Genomic DNA, 16,235 nt, shown 5'->3' on the forward strand with positions numbered 1-16,235 from the left:
ACCACTCCTCAGTGGGAGCCTTCCGGCGAAAGCTCCTCGTCATCCGGCCATTCCCGTTCGGGGGCCGGCCGGGGCGCGGCACGCTGGGGCCACACCTTGGGGTCGGGCGCAAATCGTATCGACAGAACACCATCGTCCCAACTCGCGTCTATCACCACACATCGTCGCAGAACCGACGGCAAAGGTATGCGTTGACGTATCCCCGATAGGGCAATCATCACATCGTCGCCGGATCGGCCCAATCGTAGAGTGTCCGGGTCCGGCAGCGGTTGACGCCAGGCCATGCGGTATACGGACTCCAGTCCAGACCCGGATTCCAGCTGCACGTCCGCATGTCGCGGGCCCGGTCCGACGAGCGGCTCGGCCCCTGATTCGGCCAGTTCCGCGCCGAGCTTGCGTAGCTTCAGCACCGTCCGCGGCGGCGTCGGCAGCCAGGGCAGTCGGGTCGCGGCGGCCTTGCCGGGCAGGAGCGCATCGATCTCCTTGCCCGCCTGCCGCTGCTGTTTGCGCACGCCGGCGGGCCAGTCCTCACCCGCGACCCCGTTGATCGCCAGCCCGACAACCGGAATCCCCATCAGCTGCAGGGCCGCCAGCAGCCGCTCCGACGTCTCCACACCATGCGGGGTCGGCGAAGCGACCACCTGCGCCTGCACGGTGCCGGACTCGATCACCAGTCGGTCGATGTCGCGGCAGTCGGCATCGAAGAGATCCATGACGGCGACCGCCCGTGCCGTGCGCGACGTCTCGCCGGCCGCGGCCAGGCGCCGGTGCCGAGGCCACATGCGCTCCATGTGGTCGGTGATCACCTGCGGCACCCGCAGCAGATCGATCGGCTCGGCACCGCCGGAGCAGTCGACGATGATCCGCTCCCACTTCCCCGACCGGGCTTCGTCCCGAATGCGGCGCAGCAGCAGCAACTGTTCGATGCCGGGCAGCTGGGTCAGCTCGTCCGGATGCATGTCGACGATCTTCGTGCCGGCGAAGCTGGCGCCGCCGGTGATCAGCGCCGCGCGCACCTGCCCCCAGGCCTCGCTGAGCGTCGCGAGCGAGTCCAGCTCGAGCAGGTCGACCGTCTTCGACACCGGGATCGGTTGCCCCGGAAAAGAAAACACTCCGAAGATGCGCGACGCGGACCGGAACCGATCGAAGCTGACCAGCAGCGTACGACCACCGCGTTCCGCGGGACCGGCCAACGGTTCGACGGCCGCCGCGGCGGCGAACGTGGATACGCCCGCGCCGCCCTGGCCGATGATCAGATGTACCGGCGAAATCGATGACCCCGACCGCCGGTCCCCCGGAGATTGGTAACTCAGCCTTCGACTCGCTTCTTGAGTTCCTTGAGCGCCGCGTCGGTGATGGCCTTCTCCGCCCGACGCTTGAGGGCGCCGATGATCGGGATGGTCACGTCGACCGTCAGCTCGTAGGTGACCTTGGTCGACCCCTCCGCCTGCGGAACCAGCCCGTAGCGCCCGTGCTGCGCCGTCTGCAGATCACTGCGGACCAGATCCCAGCTCACCGACAGGCCGTCGGCCGCCCAGTCGTACCGCAGTTCGTAGGAGTCCTTGAGCACGCCGGCATCCAGAACGAACGCCACCTGTCGCGCGTTGCCGTCCGGACCCGCCTCGGTGACCGTGACCTCCTTGGCCGACGAGACCCATTCGGAATACCGCGGAAAGTCCGCGATCACGGCCATGATGTCGGCCGGCGCGGCATTGATCACGATGCTCTGTTCGGTGCGCTCGGTCATCGCGCCGCGACCTCGACGTGGGCCGGTCGCTCGCCCGGCGCGCGATCGCGGTCGAGCCGGTCACGCAGTTCGAACGACATGGCCTTGCCGGCCACCCGGCGACGCTTGTTCTCGTCGGCCAGCCAGTTGAAATAGGCACGACCTGCCTCCGGGCTCGGGGCCGCCGGATCGGCGGGTTCGCAGTGCAGGAAGTAATGCAGGATGAACCCGTCCAGGGCCTCTTCGAGCCACACTTCGGAGGTACCGGTCAACCGGCCGTCGACCGTCCATCGAAATCCCTTGTCGCCGCGATCCTCGACGACCGTCAGCTGCAGATCCGGCCACCACCGGCGCCAATTTGCCCGGTCGGCGAGTGTTTCGACGGCCGATGCCGGCGGCGCAGCGACAAACGTCTGGTCAGCCACCTGAATACTGCTCACCGCATTAGCTTCACATATCGCTTCGGAGGCCGACACCCAAACCCCTGGCTGCGGCGCACAGTGCGGTGAGTTTCACTCGTCACGGCATTAGGCTTCGGCTATGCGCGAGTACGAGGTCCCCGCCGAATTCTCCATCGATCCCACCAGCAGCTGCGCCGACATCCCGGCGACGGTCGCGGCCACCGACCCCGATCGGGCGGTGTTCTCGCGCCGCGACGCCTCCGGGAAGTGGCAGCCGATCACCGCACGTGAACTGGTCGCCCAGGTGACCGCTATCGCCAAGGGGCTCATCGCTTCCGGGGTGGAGCCGGGCGACCGGGTGGCCCTCCTGTCCGCAACTCGCTGGGAGTGGCCGGTTCTGGATCTGGCGATCTGGTCGGCCGGCGGCGTCACCGTGCCGATCTACGACTCCTCTTCCGCCGACCAGGTGGCCTGGATCCTGCAGGATTCCGGGGCGGTCGCGCTGATCATCGAGAACGACGTCCACCGCGAGATCGTCGAGGACGCGCTGTCGTCCGGCGCCGCGGTGCGCAAGATCTTCCAGATCGACGGCGCACCCGGCGCCGACGGCGCACTCGCCGAACTCACCGACGCGGGCAAGCAGATCCCCGACGAGCAGCAACGCCTGCGCACGGCGACGCTGTCGGCCGCCGACCCGGCGACGTTGATCTACACCTCCGGCACCACGGGACGTCCGAAGGGCTGCATGCTGACGCATGCCAATCTGCTCGCCGAGATCGCCGGCGTCGCGCACTCCGGCCTGCGGCCGTGGCTGCAGCCCGGTCGCAAGACCCTGATGTTCCTGCCGATGGCGCATGCGCTGGCGCGGGCGGTCACGCTGATCGCGCTGTCGCAGGGGGTCACCGTCGGATTCACCAGTGACACAAGGAATATCGTCGCCGAGTTCGCGTCGTTCCGGCCGAATTTCATCCTGTCGGTGCCACGCGTCTTCGAGAAGGTCTTCGCCAGCGCCCGGGCCAGTGCGGAGGCCTCGGGACAGGTCGCCGTCTTCGACGCGGCCGCCGAGACCGCCATCGCCTACAGCACGGCGCAGGATTCCGGCCGGATCGGGCTGGGGCTCAAAGCGAAGCATGCCGTCTTCGATCGTCTGGTCTACCGCAAGCTACGCGCGGCGCTGGGCGGCGACTGCGAACTGGCGATCTCCGGCGGCGCACCGCTCGGTGCGCGGCTCGCGCATTTCTATCGCGGCCTGGGCGTGCCCGTCTACGAGGGCTACGGACTCACCGAGACCTGCGCGGCGTTCTCCGTCAACACCCCCAGGGACATGCGCGTTGGCAGCGTCGGAAAGCCGTTGTCCGGCAACGCCGCCCGGATCGCCGACGACGGCGAGCTGTTGCTCTCGGGCGCGGTCGTCTTCGGCGGCTACTGGCAGAACCCCGATGCATCGGCCGAGGCCATGTCGGACGACTGGTTTCACACCGGCGACCTCGGCGCGATCGACGCCGACGGCTATCTGTCGATCACCGGTCGCAAGAAGGAACTCATCGTCACTGCCGGCGGCAAGAACGTCTCGCCCGCGGGGCTCGAGGACGCGCTGCGCGGCGAGCCGCTGATCTCGCAGGCGATGGTGGTCGGCGATCAGCAGCCGTTCATCGGCGCGCTCATCACGATCGATTCCGAGGCATTCGATCACTGGAAGACCAAGGCGCACAAGCCCGCCGACGCATCGGTCGCCGACCTTCGCGACGATCCGGACCTGCGCGCGATCATCCAGGCCGCGGTCGACACCGCCAACAAGACCGTGTCGCACGCCGAGGCGATCAAGAAGTTCCGCATCCTGCCGCACGACTTCAGCGAGGAGACCGGCGAGATGACGCCGACCCTCAAGGTGAAGCGCAATATCGTCGCGCAGAAGTATGCGGCCGACATCGAGGCCATCTACACGAAGTAGTCAGCCAACAAGCGATTGCCGGTGATCAGCTGGGCGATCCGGCAAGGCGTCAGTCGTTCAGCTGGCACCAGCGAACAACTGCTGAAGACGGGCCGCCATGAGATCCCAGCGCCAGCTCTCGCTGACCCAGGCCCGCCCCGCCTCGCCCATCGTTTCGGCGCGCGTGCGGTCCGCAAGGAGCTGGGAGACGGCGTCGGCGATCTGCGGAACCGAACGCCCGTCGACCACCAGACCGGTCTCCCCGTCCCGGACCGTCTCCGGGGCCCCGCCGGAGGTGCCGGCGATGACCGGCAGCCCGGTAGCCGACGCCTCCAGGTAGACGATGCCCAACCCCTCCACGTCCAGGCCGCCTCCGCGGGTGCGGGACGGCATCGCGAAGACGTCGCCGATGTTGTGGTAGCGCGGCAGATCGGCGCCGGTGACCGAGCCGGTGAAGATGACATTCTCGGTGACGCCCATCGAATGCGTCAGCGCCTGAAGGTTTTTCAGATACGGACCGCCGCCGACGAAGACCAGTGTGGCGCCTTCGACAGCCTGCCGGATGGCCGGCAGCGCGCGGATGAGCATGTCCTGCCCCTTGCGCGGCACCAGCCTCGACACGCAGACGATCGTCGGCTCGTCGGTGAGTCCGTGCCGGGCCCGCATCTCCGCCCGGGCGGCCGGATCCGGACGGAATCGGTCGGAGTCGACGGCGGGCGGCAGATGCTCGAGCGCGGCCCGCGCACCGAACGCCGACGCGAACCGGCCGCGGGTGTACTTGCTCACGTAGGTGACGACGTCGACGTGGTTTCCGATGTGCCGCAACGTCTGCCGCGCGGCGGGCAGCATGGACCAGCCAACCTCGTGTCCATGGGTACTCGCCACGATTCGCTGTGCGCCCGCCCGGCGCAGCGTCGGTGCCATCACGGCGAGCGGCGCCGCCGCGCCGAACCAGACCGCCTCACAGCCGCGCGATCGCACCAATTCGGCGGCTCGCCGCGCCACCAGCGGCGTCGGCAGCATCAGCGTCGTGGGATGCCGCACCACCTCGTAGGGCTGCTTGCGGTCGAACCGCACATGCGAATCACCGCGCCAGCGCGGCGCGTAGACGACGATCTCGTCCGGCGGCAGCAGATCCACCAGGTTCTGCAGATAGGACTGGATCCCTCCGGGGCGGGGCGGAAAGTCGTTGGTCACCAACAGCGTTCGACGTGAACGCCCCTCGCTTCGCTCGACCGGCATGCACTAACCGTAGCGGCCGTCGTCCGGGCAGGAGCGGTCAGGAGTACCGAACGGCCGACGCGAACGGGCCGGCGCCGTCGACGGTGGCGACCTTGACCGGAACACCGAAGGTCGACGCATGGACGACGTAACCGTCGCCGATGTACATGCCGACGTGATGCGCGTCCGAGTAGTAGATGACCAGGTCGCCCGGCTGCATGTCGTTGCGGCTGACCGGCTTGCCGCCGGCCTGCTGGGCCTCGCTGGTCCGCGGGATGGTCTTGCCGGCCTGCTTGTAGGCCCACATCATCAGCCCGGAGCAGTCGAACTGGTTCGGCCCGGTGGCGCCCCACACGTACGGGTCGCCGATGCGGCTCAGCGCGGCCTGCACCGCGATCGTCGCCGCGGACGTGCCCGGCGGGATCAACCGGGGGTCGAACGAGATCGTCGGGCCGATGAGCGCGGCCAGTTGCTTGCCGGTCATCGCCTCGTAGACCGACTTCACCTGGAGGATCTGCATCTGCAGCTTGCTCTGCTTGGACTGCAGATCGGCCCGCGTCTTGTTGACGGCCTGGATCGCCGTGTTGGCGCTGTCCTCGGCCTTCTGCGCGTCGTTGCGGGCCTTCTCGGCCGCCGCACGCGTCTGCTTGAAATCCCGGATCTGCCGGGTCGTCTTGCGCGAGACCACTTCCAGCGTGGACATCTGGTCGAGCAGCGACTGCGGGGAATCGCTGACCAGGACGGCGTACAGCCGATTGACGCGGGCGCCCATGTAGCTCGCGCGGGCGATCGCGTTCACGTCCTTCTGCAGCGCGGCCTCGCGCACCTGCAGACCGGCGAGGGTCCGCTGCGCGTCACTCTGCGCCTGCCGCGCTTGCCGCAGATCGTTATTGCGCTGGGTGAAATCCACCTGCGCCTGATTCATCGCCTCGGACGCCTGCTCGGCCTGATTGCCGAGATCCTTGTACCGCGCCAGAAGCTGATCGGGCCCCTCCTGGGGCCCCGGAGCGGCACCAGCGGGCGCGCCTGCACCCAACGCGACAACCAGCGCCAATACCACCGGTCCCACCAGGAACCGGAGCGCTGCGACTACGCCGGATTTCAGGCGGCCCGCCATGCCTGTCTCCTCAGAGGTAGATCAATACGCCGAATCGGCCGTCGATCAGTAGCGCCGTGCGGCGTAGATCGAGCCCGGGTTGTGCAGCGGCACCTTGCGCACCGGCACACCCTCAGTCGACGAATGTACAACCATGCCGTCACCGACGTACATGCCCGAATGGCCACCACCGTTGTAGATGATGATGTCGCCGGGCTGCAGGTCGTTCAGCGACACCGGGGTGCCGCCGCCGAGCTGGCCGTAGCTGTCACGCGGGATGGTCTTGCCGGCCTGCTTGTAGGACCAGAAGACGAGTCCCGAGCAGTCGAATGCGTTCGGGCCGCTGGCGCCGTAGACGTACGGGTCGCCGATGCGGGTCTGCGCGGCGCTGGCAGCAACCTTGCCCGGGGCGTTATTGACACCCGGGACCGCCGAGTTCGGCGCGAAATTCGGGATCGCCACGTTCAGTCCCAGCGGAGCATCCGGCTTGGCCTTGAACTGATCCGGGATCTGGTGGGCGTCCACACCCGGGACGTCGAAGTTGCCGACACCCGGAATGCTGACCGGGGTGGCCAGTGCCGGGCCGGCGCCAACTGCAACCGCGCCCAGGGTCAACGAACCAGCAATAACAGCGGTACGGGCGGTCTGGAACCGACCTGTCTCCACACGATGTTTCGCCACGAAGCGAGATCTCCTGTTTCTTCCACTCTGCCGCCGACCAAGTTAGCTGTCGGGTTCGGGCCGGAAGATTGGCCCTACCTGTTCCTACTGATCGCGGTAACGACCGGCAGGAGGCCAGGATTCACCCCGGGCTGGCCCGATAAGGGCCAAAGGTGGTTCCCCGGTTCACGCGACTCGACACGGTCCATCCGGACCGCGGCCGTGCCACATGATTAGGCGGCGACCACGTGATCCGCTCCCGTTGAAGCGCGCTGCTCACGAGGTCTCGGAAAGATTACGAAAGCCCCACCCTCGATGTCCACTTCCCCACAACTGCGTTTCACATCCTGAATCGCGAGCTATCCAGCACGGCGAATCACGGACAATCCGCCCTGAACATGTTCCTTACCAGCACGTTCGGCAGCCTCGAGAGCCGCCAGCCCGGCCGGGGTGATCATGCCCACGGCTCCGAAGACATCGACCGCCGCGGCAAGTGCGAGGTCGTCCTCGCCATAGCCCGGCGGGGCCTCGGCTACTGCATCATCACTGCTAGCAGCCGTGTCGGGCGACATCAGCACCGTCATGATGCAGCCGCCGCAGGCGAATGGCCGGGCCGAGCATGTGTCACAGTCGATCTTCATGTGTGATCTCCGTCTCATCCGAGGCTGCAGCGGCCCTACCAGGGGCGATTCACTACAGCAATTTCCACCAAGCGTGTCGGCTCCCATCTAGCGGGAGGCACGAGCGCACGCTAACCGGCCCTACCGACAAGTATCTCGCCACACCACTAACTCCAGTCACTTCAGCCACATAAGCCATTGTCAGGGCCTCGAACTAGTGTTCGTGTCGTGTCCGCACAACTGACGCTCGATCTCGCCGGAAACGGTGCTGAACTGAATCCGGACGCATCTTTACGGGAGACGACGTTCGTCGTCGTCGACCTGGAGACCACCGGCTCGCGCGCCGGCGATGACCGCATCACCGAGATCGGCGCGGTCAAAGTCCGCGCCGGCGAGGTGCTCGGCGAGTTCGCCACGCTGGTCGATCCGGGCCGCGAGATTCCGCCGCAGATCGTTCGGCTCACCGGCATCACCTCGGCGATGGTCTATGACGCACCGCCGATTGCCGAGGTGCTGCCCGCGTTCCTCGAGTTCGCCCGAGGATCCGTCCTGGTGGCGCACAACGCTCGATTCGACGTGGCCTTCCTGCGCGCCGCGGCCCTCGAACTCGGGCATCCCTGGGCGTTCGGTCCGGCGCTGTGCACGGTCAAGCTGGCCCGGCGCGTGCTCCCCCGCGACGAGGCACCGACCGTCCGACTCTCCGCGCTGTCCGCACTGTTCGGCACCACGGCCACGCCGTGCCACCGGGCGTTGGATGACGCCCGCGCCACGGTCGAGGTGATGCATGGCCTGTTCGAACGCGTCGGCAACCTCGGCGTGCAGACCTATCGAGAACTCGGCGAATATCTCCCCGGCGTACCGCGCGAGGTCCGGGCCAAGCGGACGCTCGCATCCGGCCTGCCCGAGCGGCCCGGCGTCTACCTGTTTCGCGGACCCTCCGACGAAGTCCTTTATATAGGGACAGCAACTAATCTTCGGCGACGCGTGCGCGGTTACTTCACCGGATCGGAGACGCGCGGCCGGATGCGGGAGATGGTCCGGCTGGCCACCCGGGTCGACCACGTCGAATGCAGCCACGGGCTGGAGGCCGGCGTTCGGGAACTGCGACTGCTGGGCGCCCACACGCCGCCGTACAACCGGAAGTCCAAGTACCCGCACCGCGGCTGGTGGGTCAGCCTCACCGACGAGCCGTTCCCCCGGTTCTCCGTCGGCCGGCGCCCCACCGCCGATGCGGTCGGCCCGATCCGCCAGCGCGCGGTCGCCTATGACATCGCCGATCTGCTCGCCCAAGCCTGCGGGCTGCGGACCTGCCGCACGCGCCTCAAGGCGACATCGGTCCACGCCTGCCCGACCGATGCCCGCGGCCGAGTGCCGGTCGGCGGTTGTCACGGTTCGGTACCAGCCGGTGAGGACGCCGCCGCCTACGCCCGACGTGCCCGCGACGCCCGTGCTCTGTTGCGCGGCGCGGACGACACCCCGCTGCGGGTGCTGTTGGAACGACTCGATCAGCTTGCCGCACAGGAACTCTTCGAGAATGCCGCCCGGCTGCGCGATCGGCTCACCGCGACCGTCGAAGCGCTCGATCGCTGTCAGCGCCTGACCGCCTTGGCCCGGATCGCCGAACTCATCGCCGCCGCCCCGGACGGCAACGGCGGCTGGGAGCTCGCGGTCATCCGGCACGGACGGCTCGCGAGCGCGGGAACCGCCACCCGCGGCGTCCCGCCGATGCCAGTCGCCGAGGCGCTGGCGGCCGCGGCCGAAACCGTCCTGCCCGGCGACGGACCGCTGCGCGGCGCGGCGCACGAAGAGACCGCGCTCGTCTATCGCTGGCTGATCCGCGGCGATACCAGGATCGTCTGCGCGACAAGTGGTTTCGCGCTTCCATCGGCTACGGCCGGCAGCTGGCTGCAGTGGCGCGAACAGGCCCGCGCGGCTCGAACCGACCGCCTCACCACGACCGACGGCCTAGGCTTGACCGCATGATTACCGCGATCGTGCTGATCCACACCGACGTGCACCAGATCCCGGAGACGGCCCAGGCCGTCGCCGACCTGCCCGGCGTCGACGAGGTCTACTCGTGCGCTGGCGATGTCGACCTGATCGCGAAGATCCGGGTTCGTGAGCATGCGCAGATCGCCGAGGTCATCACCGAATCGATCAATCGGCTTCCCGGGGTTCGGCAGACGACCACCCATATCGCGTTCAAGACCTACAACAGCGGAGCCGTCGAGGCCGGGTTCTCCATCGGCGAGTAACCGCCGCGCGCTAATCGGCGAGACGCCCCGTCACCGCCGCCCAGCGCTCCAGCAGCGCCGCCGCCGCCCCGGAGTCGATGGCCTCGGCGGCCCGGTCCATGCCCGAGCGGATCTGCGCGGAGAGGTCTCCGCCGGTCAGCGCAACCGAGGCGATAGCGGCACCGGCATTCAGCAGCACGGCGTCGCGCACCGGTCCGGCCTTGCCGCCCAACAACTCTCGCGCCACGGTCGCATTCCGGTCCGCGTCGCCGCCGCGCAGGTCCTCGATCGTGGCGAGCGGCAGCCCGACCGAGGCCGGATCGAACGTTTCGACCTCGACGCCCCCGTCCAGCACCCGCCAGACGGTCGATGTGCTGGTCGTCGTCAGCTCGTCCAGGCCGTCGTCGCCGCGCACCACGAGGACCCGAGCGCCCCGGTCGGCGAACGCCTGGGCCACGACCGGCGCCAGGTCGATGAAGGCGCAACCGATCAGGCCTGCCTGCGGCGATGCCGGATTCGTCAACGGCCCAAGCACATTGAAGACCGTCGGGACCGCGATCTCCGACCGGGCCTTGCCGGCGAAGCGCAGCGCCGGATGGAAGATCGCGGCGAAGCAGAAGCCGATACCGACCTCGCGGACACTTTCGGCCACCGCCGCGGCCGGCAGCGTGATGGTGACGCCCAGCGCCTCCAGCACGTCGGCGCCGCCGCTCTTGGACGACGCGGCGCGATTGCCATGCTTGACCACCGGGACCCCGGCGGCGGCCGTGACGATCGACGACATCGTCGAGATGTTGACCGTGTTCGAGCGGTCGCCTCCGGTGCCGACGATGTCGACGCAGTCGCCGACCACCTCGACGGGAGTCGAATGCGACATCATCGCGTCGGCGAGCGCCCGCAGTTCGACGGCTGTCGGACCTTTCATCTTCATCGCCACCCCGAACCCGGCAATCTGGGCGGATGTGGCGTTGTCCGTCATGATTTCGTTCATCGCCCACCGCGCCGATTGCGGCGTCAGATCCTGGCCGCCGGTCAACGCGCCGAGCACTTCTCGCCACGATTGCAGGACGTCGGCGTTCTCCGACTGGCTGGTCAACCCGGTGTTCACATGGAAAACAGTAGCCGCGCGCAACACGCCGGGACCAAAACCCGGACCCAACTAGTCAGCGCGTACTACGAACCGTCATACTTCTCCTTGTGACTAGCGCTGCAAGTACCTCGGGAACGGCCATCACCCAGCGAGTGCATTCACTGAACCGCCCCAACATGGTCAGTGTCGGCACCATCGTCTGGCTCTCGAGCGAGCTGATGTTCTTCGCGGGTTTGTTCGCGATGTACTTCGTCGCCCGCGCCGGCAGCGGTGGCGATTGGCCGCCGTCAGACGTCCACCTCAATATGTGGCTTGCGGTACCGAACACGATCATCCTGATCCTGTCGTCGGTGACCTGCCAGATGGGTGTCTTCGCCGCCGAACGCGGTGACGTCTTCGGCCTGCGTCGCTGGTACCTGCTCACCTTCGTGATGGGCGCGATCTTCGTCGCCGGCCAGGGCTACGAGTACATGTCGCTCGTGCACGAGGGCATCACCTTCTCGTCGAGCTCGTACGGCTCTGTCTTCTACATGGCGACCGGCTTCCACGGCCTGCACGTCTGCGGCGGTCTGGTGGCATTCGTGCTGCTGCTCCTGCGCACCCGGATGAGCAAGTTCACCCCGGCTCAGGCCACCTCGGCGATCGTCGTCTCCTACTACTGGCACTTCGTCGACATCGTGTGGATCGGGCTGTTCGCCACGATCTACTTCATCCGTTGACGATTTCGGCCAGACTCACACCGAGGCCCCAAAAGACGTAGCTCTACACAACAGCCCGCCCGTTCAAGAAGAGAGACAAATGAGTTCATCTTCCGCCAAGAAAGCGAAGGCCCGGCGCAAGCTACGGCGTCGCGCATCTGGCGTCCTACTGTTGCTCGCCGGACTGGTCGTAGCCGGTGGCGTTGCCGCCGCGCTGACTCCGTCACCGCAAGTCGCGACCGCCGACCCGACCAACGCGTCGATGGTGCAGGACGGCAAGAAGCTGTACGAGACCTCGTGCATCACCTGCCACGGCAAGAACCTCGACGGCGTCGAGGACCGCGGTCCCTCGCTGATCGGCGTGGGCGACGCGGCCGTGTACTTCCAGGTGTCGACGGGCCGCATGCCCGCAGCCCGCGGTGAGGCCCAGGCCGCCCGCAAGCCCGGCAAGTTCACCGCGGCGCAGATCGACCAGCTGGGTGCCTACATCCAGTCCGTCGGCGGCGGCCCGACCGTCGTCTACGAGCACAACCCGGACGGCACCGTGAAGGTGAAGGACGGCTACCCGGTGATCGCACAGGGTGCGCTGACCGAGAACGCCAACATCGCCCGCGGCGGCGAGCTCTTCCGCCTGAACTGCGCGTCGTGCCACAACTTCACCGGTCGTGGCGGCGCCCTGTCCGGTGGTAAGTACGCGCCCCCGCTGGACAAGCCGAACGAGCAGCAGATCTACACGGCGATGCTGACCGGTCCGCAGAACATGCCGAAGTTCTCCGACCGCCAGCTGACCCCGGAGGAAAAGCGCGACATCGTCGGATACGTCAAGTACGCGACGACCTCCAATTCGCAAGGCGGCTATGACCTCGGCGGCTTCGGCCCCGCGTCCGAGGGCATGGCGATCTGGGTAGTTGGTGTGGTGGCCATCGTTGCCATCGCTATGTGGATGGGATCACGCACATGAGCGCGGGTAATGACCCGAACGAGCCGACACAGGAAGAGCTCGAGAACATGAGCCGCGACGAGCTGGTCAAGCTCGGCGCGAAGCTCGACGGCGTCGACATCGTGTACCGCCGGGAGCGCTTCCCGGTTCCCGGCACCAAGGCGGAGAAGCGGGCCGAGCGCGTCGTCGCGTTCTGGCTGGCTCTCGCCGGTGTGAGCGGCCTGGCGTTCTTCGGTGTCTTCATCTGGTGGCCGTGGAAGTACCAGGGTCCCGGCGACAAGAACTACTGGCTGTACACCCTGTACACGCCGCTGGCCGGCGTCCTCTTCGGCATCGCCATCCTCGCGATCGGCGTGGCCGTCGTTCAGTTCACCCGCCGGTTCATCCCCGAGGAGATCTCGGTGCAGGACCGCCACGACGGCGGCTCCAGCGCGGTCGACAAGGCCACCTTCGGCGCGTTGACCTCGGATGCGCTCCAGACCTCGACGCTGCCCCGCCGCAAGATGATCATGGCGACCGGTGGCTTCGCTGTCGGTGCGTTCGCGCTCGCCGGCATCACCGCCTTCCTCGCGGGCTTCATCAAGAACCCCTGGGCCAAGGGCAAGAACTCCGACCTGTGGCACACCGGCTGGTCGCCGATCTACAACGATCCGAGGACCCCGAACGAGACCGTCTTCGTCCGTCGCGACACCGGCAACCCGTTCCAGGTCGAGCTGGTCAAGCCGGAGGATCTCGACGCCGGCGGCATGGAGACCGTCTTCCCGTGGCGCGTCTCGGACGGCCTCGGCGAGACCGAGGAATCGCGCGAGAAGCTGCTGCAGAGCCTGCGCCTGGTGCGCAACCCGGTCATGCTGTTCCGCTTCCGCCCCGAGGACACCGCGCGGGTTGTCAAGCGCAAGGGCCAGGAGAGCTTCAACTACGGCGACTACTTCGCCTTCACGAAGGTCTGTTCGCACCTGGGTTGCCCGACGTCGCTGTATGAGCAGCAGACGCACCGCATCCTCTGCCCGTGCCACCAGTCGCAGTTCAACGCGCTCGAGTACGGCCGGCCGGTCTTCGGCCCCGCGGCCCGCGCGCTCGCACAGCTGCCGCTCTCGGTGAACCAGCAGGGCTACCTGGTTGCCAACGGCGACTTCATCGAACCCGTCGGACCCGCGTTCTGGGAGCGCGGCCAGGGCAAGAACAAGACCCCCGGTACACGACCCGGTTCGGAGGGACAGTCATGAGCCTCATCGTGAAGCAGGCGGAAGAAGTCGACGCGCGCTACCACGCGGCGGCGGGCCTTCGGCGCCAGATCAACAAGGTCTTCCCTACTCACTGGTCGTTCCTGCTCGGTGAGGTCGCTCTCTACAGCTTCGTCATCCTGTTGCTGTCGGGTGTGTACCTGACCTTCTTCTTCGATCCGTCGATGTCGGAAGTCATCTACAACGGTTCGTACGAGCCGCTGCGCGGCGTCTCCATGACCCGCGCGTTCGAGAGCTCGCTGGACATCAGCTTCGAGGTCCGCGGTGGTCTGGTCATCCGCCAGCTGCACCACTGGGCCGCACTGCTGTTCGCCGCGTCGATCATCATCCACATGCTGCGCATCTTCTTCACCGGTGCGTTCCGGCGTCCGCGTGAGGCCAACTGGGTGATCGGCTGCTTCATCCTGATCGTGGCGATGTTCGAGGGCTTCTTCGGCTACTCGCTGCCGGACGACCTGCTCTCCGGTACCGGTGTTCGCGCCGCCATGTCGGGTATCACCACCGGTATCCCGGTGATCGGCACCTGGATCCACTGGGCGCTGTTCGACGGCGACTTCCCGGGCCACGTGATCATCCCGCGCATGTACGTGCTGCACATCCTGCTGTTCCCGGGCATCCTGCTGGCCCTGATCGGCGCGCACCTCGCGCTGGTCTGGTACCAGAAACACACGCAGTTCCCCGGCCCCGGCCGTACCGAGAAGAACGTCGTCGGCGTGCGCATCATGCCGGTGTTCGCCCTGAAAGCCGGCGCCTTCTTCGCGATCGTCTTCGGCGTGCTGGCGATCTTCGCCGGCGTCTTCCAGATCAACCCGATCTGGGCGATCGGTCCGTACAACCCGGCCCACATCTCGGCAGGCTCGCAGCCTGACTTCTACATGATGTGGACGGACGGCCTGCTGCGTCTGGTCCCCGACTGGGAGCTCTACTTCGGCAACGCGTACATGATCCCGGCCGTCTTCTGGGCCGTGCTGATCCTGTCGTGCATCTTCGGCCTGATGTTCACCTGGCCGTGGATCGAGAAAAAGCTGACCGGCGATACCGCGCACCACAACCTGCTGCAGCGTCCGCGTGACGTTCCGGTGCGGACCGCGGTCGGAGCGACCGGCCTGTTCGTCTACATCTTGCTGACGCTGATGTGTATGAACGACCTGATCGCGCTCAAGTTCCACGTCTCGTTGAACGCGACCACCTGGTTCGGCCGCATCGCGCTGCTCGTCGGCCCGCCGCTGATCTACTTCATCACCTACCGGTGGGCGCTGGCTCTGCAGCGCAGCGACCGCGCGGTGCTGGAGCACGGTATCGAGACCGGCATCATCAAGCGACTGCCGCATGGTGAGTTCGTCGAGATGCATCAGCCGCTCGGCCCGGTCGACGACCACGGACACCCGATCCCGCTGCCGTACGAGGGCGCCAAGATCCCGAAGCGGATGAACAAGCTCGGCTCTGCGGGCGCACCCGGTACGGGCTCGTTCGTGAAGGCGGACTCGGCCGAAGACCAGGCGACCAACGCCCGCCTGGACAAGGAAGCCCACCAGGCCGAGCACAAGGCTCTCGAGGCCGTCCAGGCTCGCGGCGGCGGCCCCGCCGAAGACTGAGGCAAGAACTGACTGTGGCCCCGCACCGAAAGGTGCGGGGCCACAGTTGTATTCGGAGGGTCCGGCGGACCACTCCCCTCCCCCATCGCCGCCGATCGACCGGATGCCTCCCTGACCCCGCAAACCCCACTCGTCACGACAGACCCCACCTGTATTCGAGTGGGGTTTGTCGCCCGGTGCGGGGTTCCGGCCGCGGTGCTGAATCGACAAGCCTTCGATAGATTGGATCGGTGGTCGACTCAATCACGGTGCGGGATGCAGAGATAGCGGATCTGCCCGCCATCCTGGCTATCCACAACGACGCGATCCGGCACACCACCGCCATCTGGGACGACGATGAGGTCGACCTGGCCGACCGACTCGCCTGGTTCGACGAACGCCGCGGCGATGCCTTTCCGATACTGGTCGTCGAGACTCCCACGGGCGTAAGCGGATACGCCAGCTACGGCCGCTGGCGGTCACGATCCGGATATCGGAACACGGTGGAGAACTCGGTCTACGTCGATGCCGATCACCGCGGAAAGGGATTCGCCCGACTACTGATGACCGAGTTGATGATCCGCGCCGAGGCCGGCGGAGTGCACGCGATGGTGGCCGGCATCGAGTCCGGCAACACGGTCTCGATCGCCCTACATGAGCAGTTCGGCTTCACGGTCGTCGCACGTATGCCCGAAGTGGGCTACAAGTTCGGGCGCTGGCTCGATCTGACGTACATGCAGCGCATCTTTCGACGCGATGAGAAGTCGGAGTGATCCGACGAGCGCGCCGGGCGAACCAGGC

16 protein-coding genes and 1 riboswitch are annotated in these 16,235 nt (G+C 67.1%); of the genes, 8 read left to right on the plus strand and 8 right to left on the minus strand.

Annotation, left to right across the window (positions count from 1 at the left end):
* Window positions 1–8: 8 nt before the first annotated feature.
* Genes G341_RS22220 through G341_RS0115335 form a run of 3 tightly spaced genes read right to left on the minus strand, consistent with a single transcriptional unit; the run spans window position 9 to window position 2,166 of the window.
* Window positions 9–1,313, minus strand: coding sequence for an ArsA-related P-loop ATPase (locus G341_RS22220; protein WP_081622561.1), 1,305 nt, complete (start codon window positions 1,311–1,313; stop codon window positions 9–11).
* The gene (locus G341_RS0115330; RefSeq protein ID WP_018180042.1) at window positions 1,310–1,747 is read right to left on the minus strand and encodes an SRPBCC family protein; all 438 of its coding nucleotides are present in this window, start codon (window positions 1,745–1,747) and stop codon (window positions 1,310–1,312) included. Before G341_RS0115330 ends, G341_RS22220 begins: the two co-directional genes overlap by 4 nt.
* Window positions 1,744–2,166 carry a hypothetical protein gene (locus G341_RS0115335; protein WP_018180043.1) on the minus strand — a complete coding sequence of 141 codons (423 nt, stop codon included), beginning with the start codon at window positions 2,164–2,166 and terminating at the stop codon, window positions 1,744–1,746. The genes G341_RS0115330 and G341_RS0115335 overlap by 4 nt, the downstream gene beginning before the upstream one ends.
* A 100-nt stretch (window positions 2,167–2,266) precedes the next feature.
* Here G341_RS0115335 and G341_RS0115340 point away from each other — a divergent pair, with 100 nt between their 5' ends.
* Window positions 2,267–4,078, plus strand: a complete 1,812-nt coding sequence (locus tag G341_RS0115340) for an AMP-dependent synthetase/ligase (RefSeq protein WP_018180044.1) — start codon at window positions 2,267–2,269, stop codon at window positions 4,076–4,078.
* 57 nt (window positions 4,079–4,135) lie between these two features.
* On the opposite strand, the gene G341_RS0115345 is transcribed toward G341_RS0115340, so the two are convergent.
* The 4 genes from G341_RS0115345 to G341_RS22225 all read right to left on the minus strand — a co-directional run bounded on the left by G341_RS0115345 (window position 4,136) and on the right by G341_RS22225 (window position 7,675).
* Window positions 4,136–5,299: a glycosyltransferase family 4 protein gene (locus G341_RS0115345; RefSeq protein ID WP_043451645.1), complete on the minus strand. Its 1,164-nt coding sequence runs from the start codon at window positions 5,297–5,299 to the stop codon at window positions 4,136–4,138.
* 37 nt (window positions 5,300–5,336) lie between these two features.
* Entirely contained in the window at window positions 5,337–6,395 is a 1,059-nt protein-coding gene (locus G341_RS0115350; RefSeq protein ID WP_018180046.1) for an NlpC/P60 family protein, read from the minus strand.
* Window positions 6,396–6,440: 45 nt separating this feature from the next.
* Entirely contained in the window at window positions 6,441–7,055 is a 615-nt protein-coding gene (locus G341_RS0115355; RefSeq protein WP_026303735.1) for a C40 family peptidase, read from the minus strand.
* 16 nt (window positions 7,056–7,071) lie between these two features.
* Window positions 7,072–7,245: riboswitch (cyclic di-AMP (ydaO/yuaA leader) on the minus strand.
* Between the two features lie 148 nt (window positions 7,246–7,393).
* Window positions 7,394–7,675 carry a hypothetical protein gene (locus G341_RS22225; RefSeq protein ID WP_018180048.1) on the minus strand — a complete coding sequence of 94 codons (282 nt, stop codon included), beginning with the start codon at window positions 7,673–7,675 and terminating at the stop codon, window positions 7,394–7,396.
* A 207-nt stretch (window positions 7,676–7,882) separates the two neighbouring features.
* Between G341_RS22225 and G341_RS0115365 the strand changes: the two genes are divergently transcribed.
* Window positions 7,883–9,637: a DEDD exonuclease domain-containing protein gene (locus G341_RS0115365; protein WP_018180049.1), complete on the plus strand. Its 1,755-nt coding sequence runs from the start codon at window positions 7,883–7,885 to the stop codon at window positions 9,635–9,637.
* Window positions 9,634–9,909, plus strand: coding sequence for an Lrp/AsnC family transcriptional regulator (locus G341_RS0115370; RefSeq protein ID WP_018180050.1), 276 nt, complete (start codon window positions 9,634–9,636; stop codon window positions 9,907–9,909). The genes G341_RS0115365 and G341_RS0115370 overlap by 4 nt, the downstream gene beginning before the upstream one ends.
* Window positions 9,910–9,919: 10 nt before the next feature.
* Here the strand turns inward: G341_RS0115370 and trpD are convergent, their stop codons facing one another.
* Entirely contained in the window at window positions 9,920–10,996 is a 1,077-nt protein-coding gene (trpD, locus tag G341_RS0115375; RefSeq protein WP_018180051.1) for an anthranilate phosphoribosyltransferase, read from the minus strand.
* A gap of 89 nt (window positions 10,997–11,085) precedes the next feature.
* On the opposite strand from trpD, the gene ctaE reads away from it, so the two are divergent.
* From ctaE to G341_RS0115400, 5 genes are all read left to right on the plus strand, one after another.
* Window positions 11,086–11,697 carry an aa3-type cytochrome oxidase subunit III gene (ctaE, locus tag G341_RS0115380; RefSeq protein WP_081622562.1) on the plus strand — a complete coding sequence of 204 codons (612 nt, stop codon included), beginning with the start codon at window positions 11,086–11,088 and terminating at the stop codon, window positions 11,695–11,697.
* Between the two features lie 79 nt (window positions 11,698–11,776).
* Window positions 11,777–12,637 carry a cytochrome bc1 complex diheme cytochrome c subunit gene (gene qcrC / locus G341_RS22230; RefSeq protein ID WP_051092841.1) on the plus strand — a complete coding sequence of 287 codons (861 nt, stop codon included), beginning with the start codon at window positions 11,777–11,779 and terminating at the stop codon, window positions 12,635–12,637.
* Window positions 12,634–13,842: a cytochrome bc1 complex Rieske iron-sulfur subunit gene (gene qcrA, locus G341_RS0115390; RefSeq protein WP_018180054.1), complete on the plus strand. Its 1,209-nt coding sequence runs from the start codon at window positions 12,634–12,636 to the stop codon at window positions 13,840–13,842. Before qcrC ends, qcrA begins: the two co-directional genes overlap by 4 nt.
* Complete coding sequence (gene qcrB / locus G341_RS0115395; RefSeq protein WP_018180055.1) at window positions 13,839–15,455, plus strand: cytochrome bc1 complex cytochrome b subunit; 1,617 nt, start codon at window positions 13,839–13,841, stop codon at window positions 15,453–15,455. Before qcrA ends, qcrB begins: the two co-directional genes overlap by 4 nt.
* A gap of 230 nt (window positions 15,456–15,685) precedes the next feature.
* Complete coding sequence (locus G341_RS0115400) at window positions 15,686–16,207, plus strand: GNAT family N-acetyltransferase (RefSeq protein ID WP_018180056.1); 522 nt, start codon at window positions 15,686–15,688, stop codon at window positions 16,205–16,207.
* Window positions 16,208–16,235 lie beyond the last annotated feature (28 nt).

The sequence above is a fragment of the Jongsikchunia kroppenstedtii DSM 45133 genome (assembly GCF_000380485.1).
Classification (GTDB): Bacteria; Actinomycetota; Actinomycetes; order Mycobacteriales; family Mycobacteriaceae; genus Jongsikchunia; species Jongsikchunia kroppenstedtii.

Coding starts and splice junctions, on each gene's coding strand:
- G341_RS0115330 (WP_018180042.1), bottom strand. CDS start 1,747: ATGACCGAGCGCACCGAACAGAGCATCGTGATCAATGCCGCGCCGGCC.
- G341_RS0115340 (WP_018180044.1), top strand. CDS start 2,267: ATGCGCGAGTACGAGGTCCCCGCCGAATTCTCCATCGATCCCACCAGC.
- G341_RS0115345 (WP_043451645.1), bottom strand. CDS start 5,299: ATGCCGGTCGAGCGAAGCGAGGGGCGTTCACGTCGAACGCTGTTGGTG.
- G341_RS0115350 (WP_018180046.1), bottom strand. CDS start 6,395: ATGGCGGGCCGCCTGAAATCCGGCGTAGTCGCAGCGCTCCGGTTCCTG.
- G341_RS22225 (WP_018180048.1), bottom strand. CDS start 7,675: ATGAAGATCGACTGTGACACATGCTCGGCCCGGCCATTCGCCTGCGGC.
- G341_RS0115370 (WP_018180050.1), top strand. CDS start 9,634: ATGATTACCGCGATCGTGCTGATCCACACCGACGTGCACCAGATCCCG.
- qcrC (WP_051092841.1), top strand. CDS start 11,777: ATGAGTTCATCTTCCGCCAAGAAAGCGAAGGCCCGGCGCAAGCTACGG.
- qcrA (WP_018180054.1), top strand. CDS start 12,634: ATGAGCGCGGGTAATGACCCGAACGAGCCGACACAGGAAGAGCTCGAG.
- qcrB (WP_018180055.1), top strand. CDS start 13,839: ATGAGCCTCATCGTGAAGCAGGCGGAAGAAGTCGACGCGCGCTACCAC.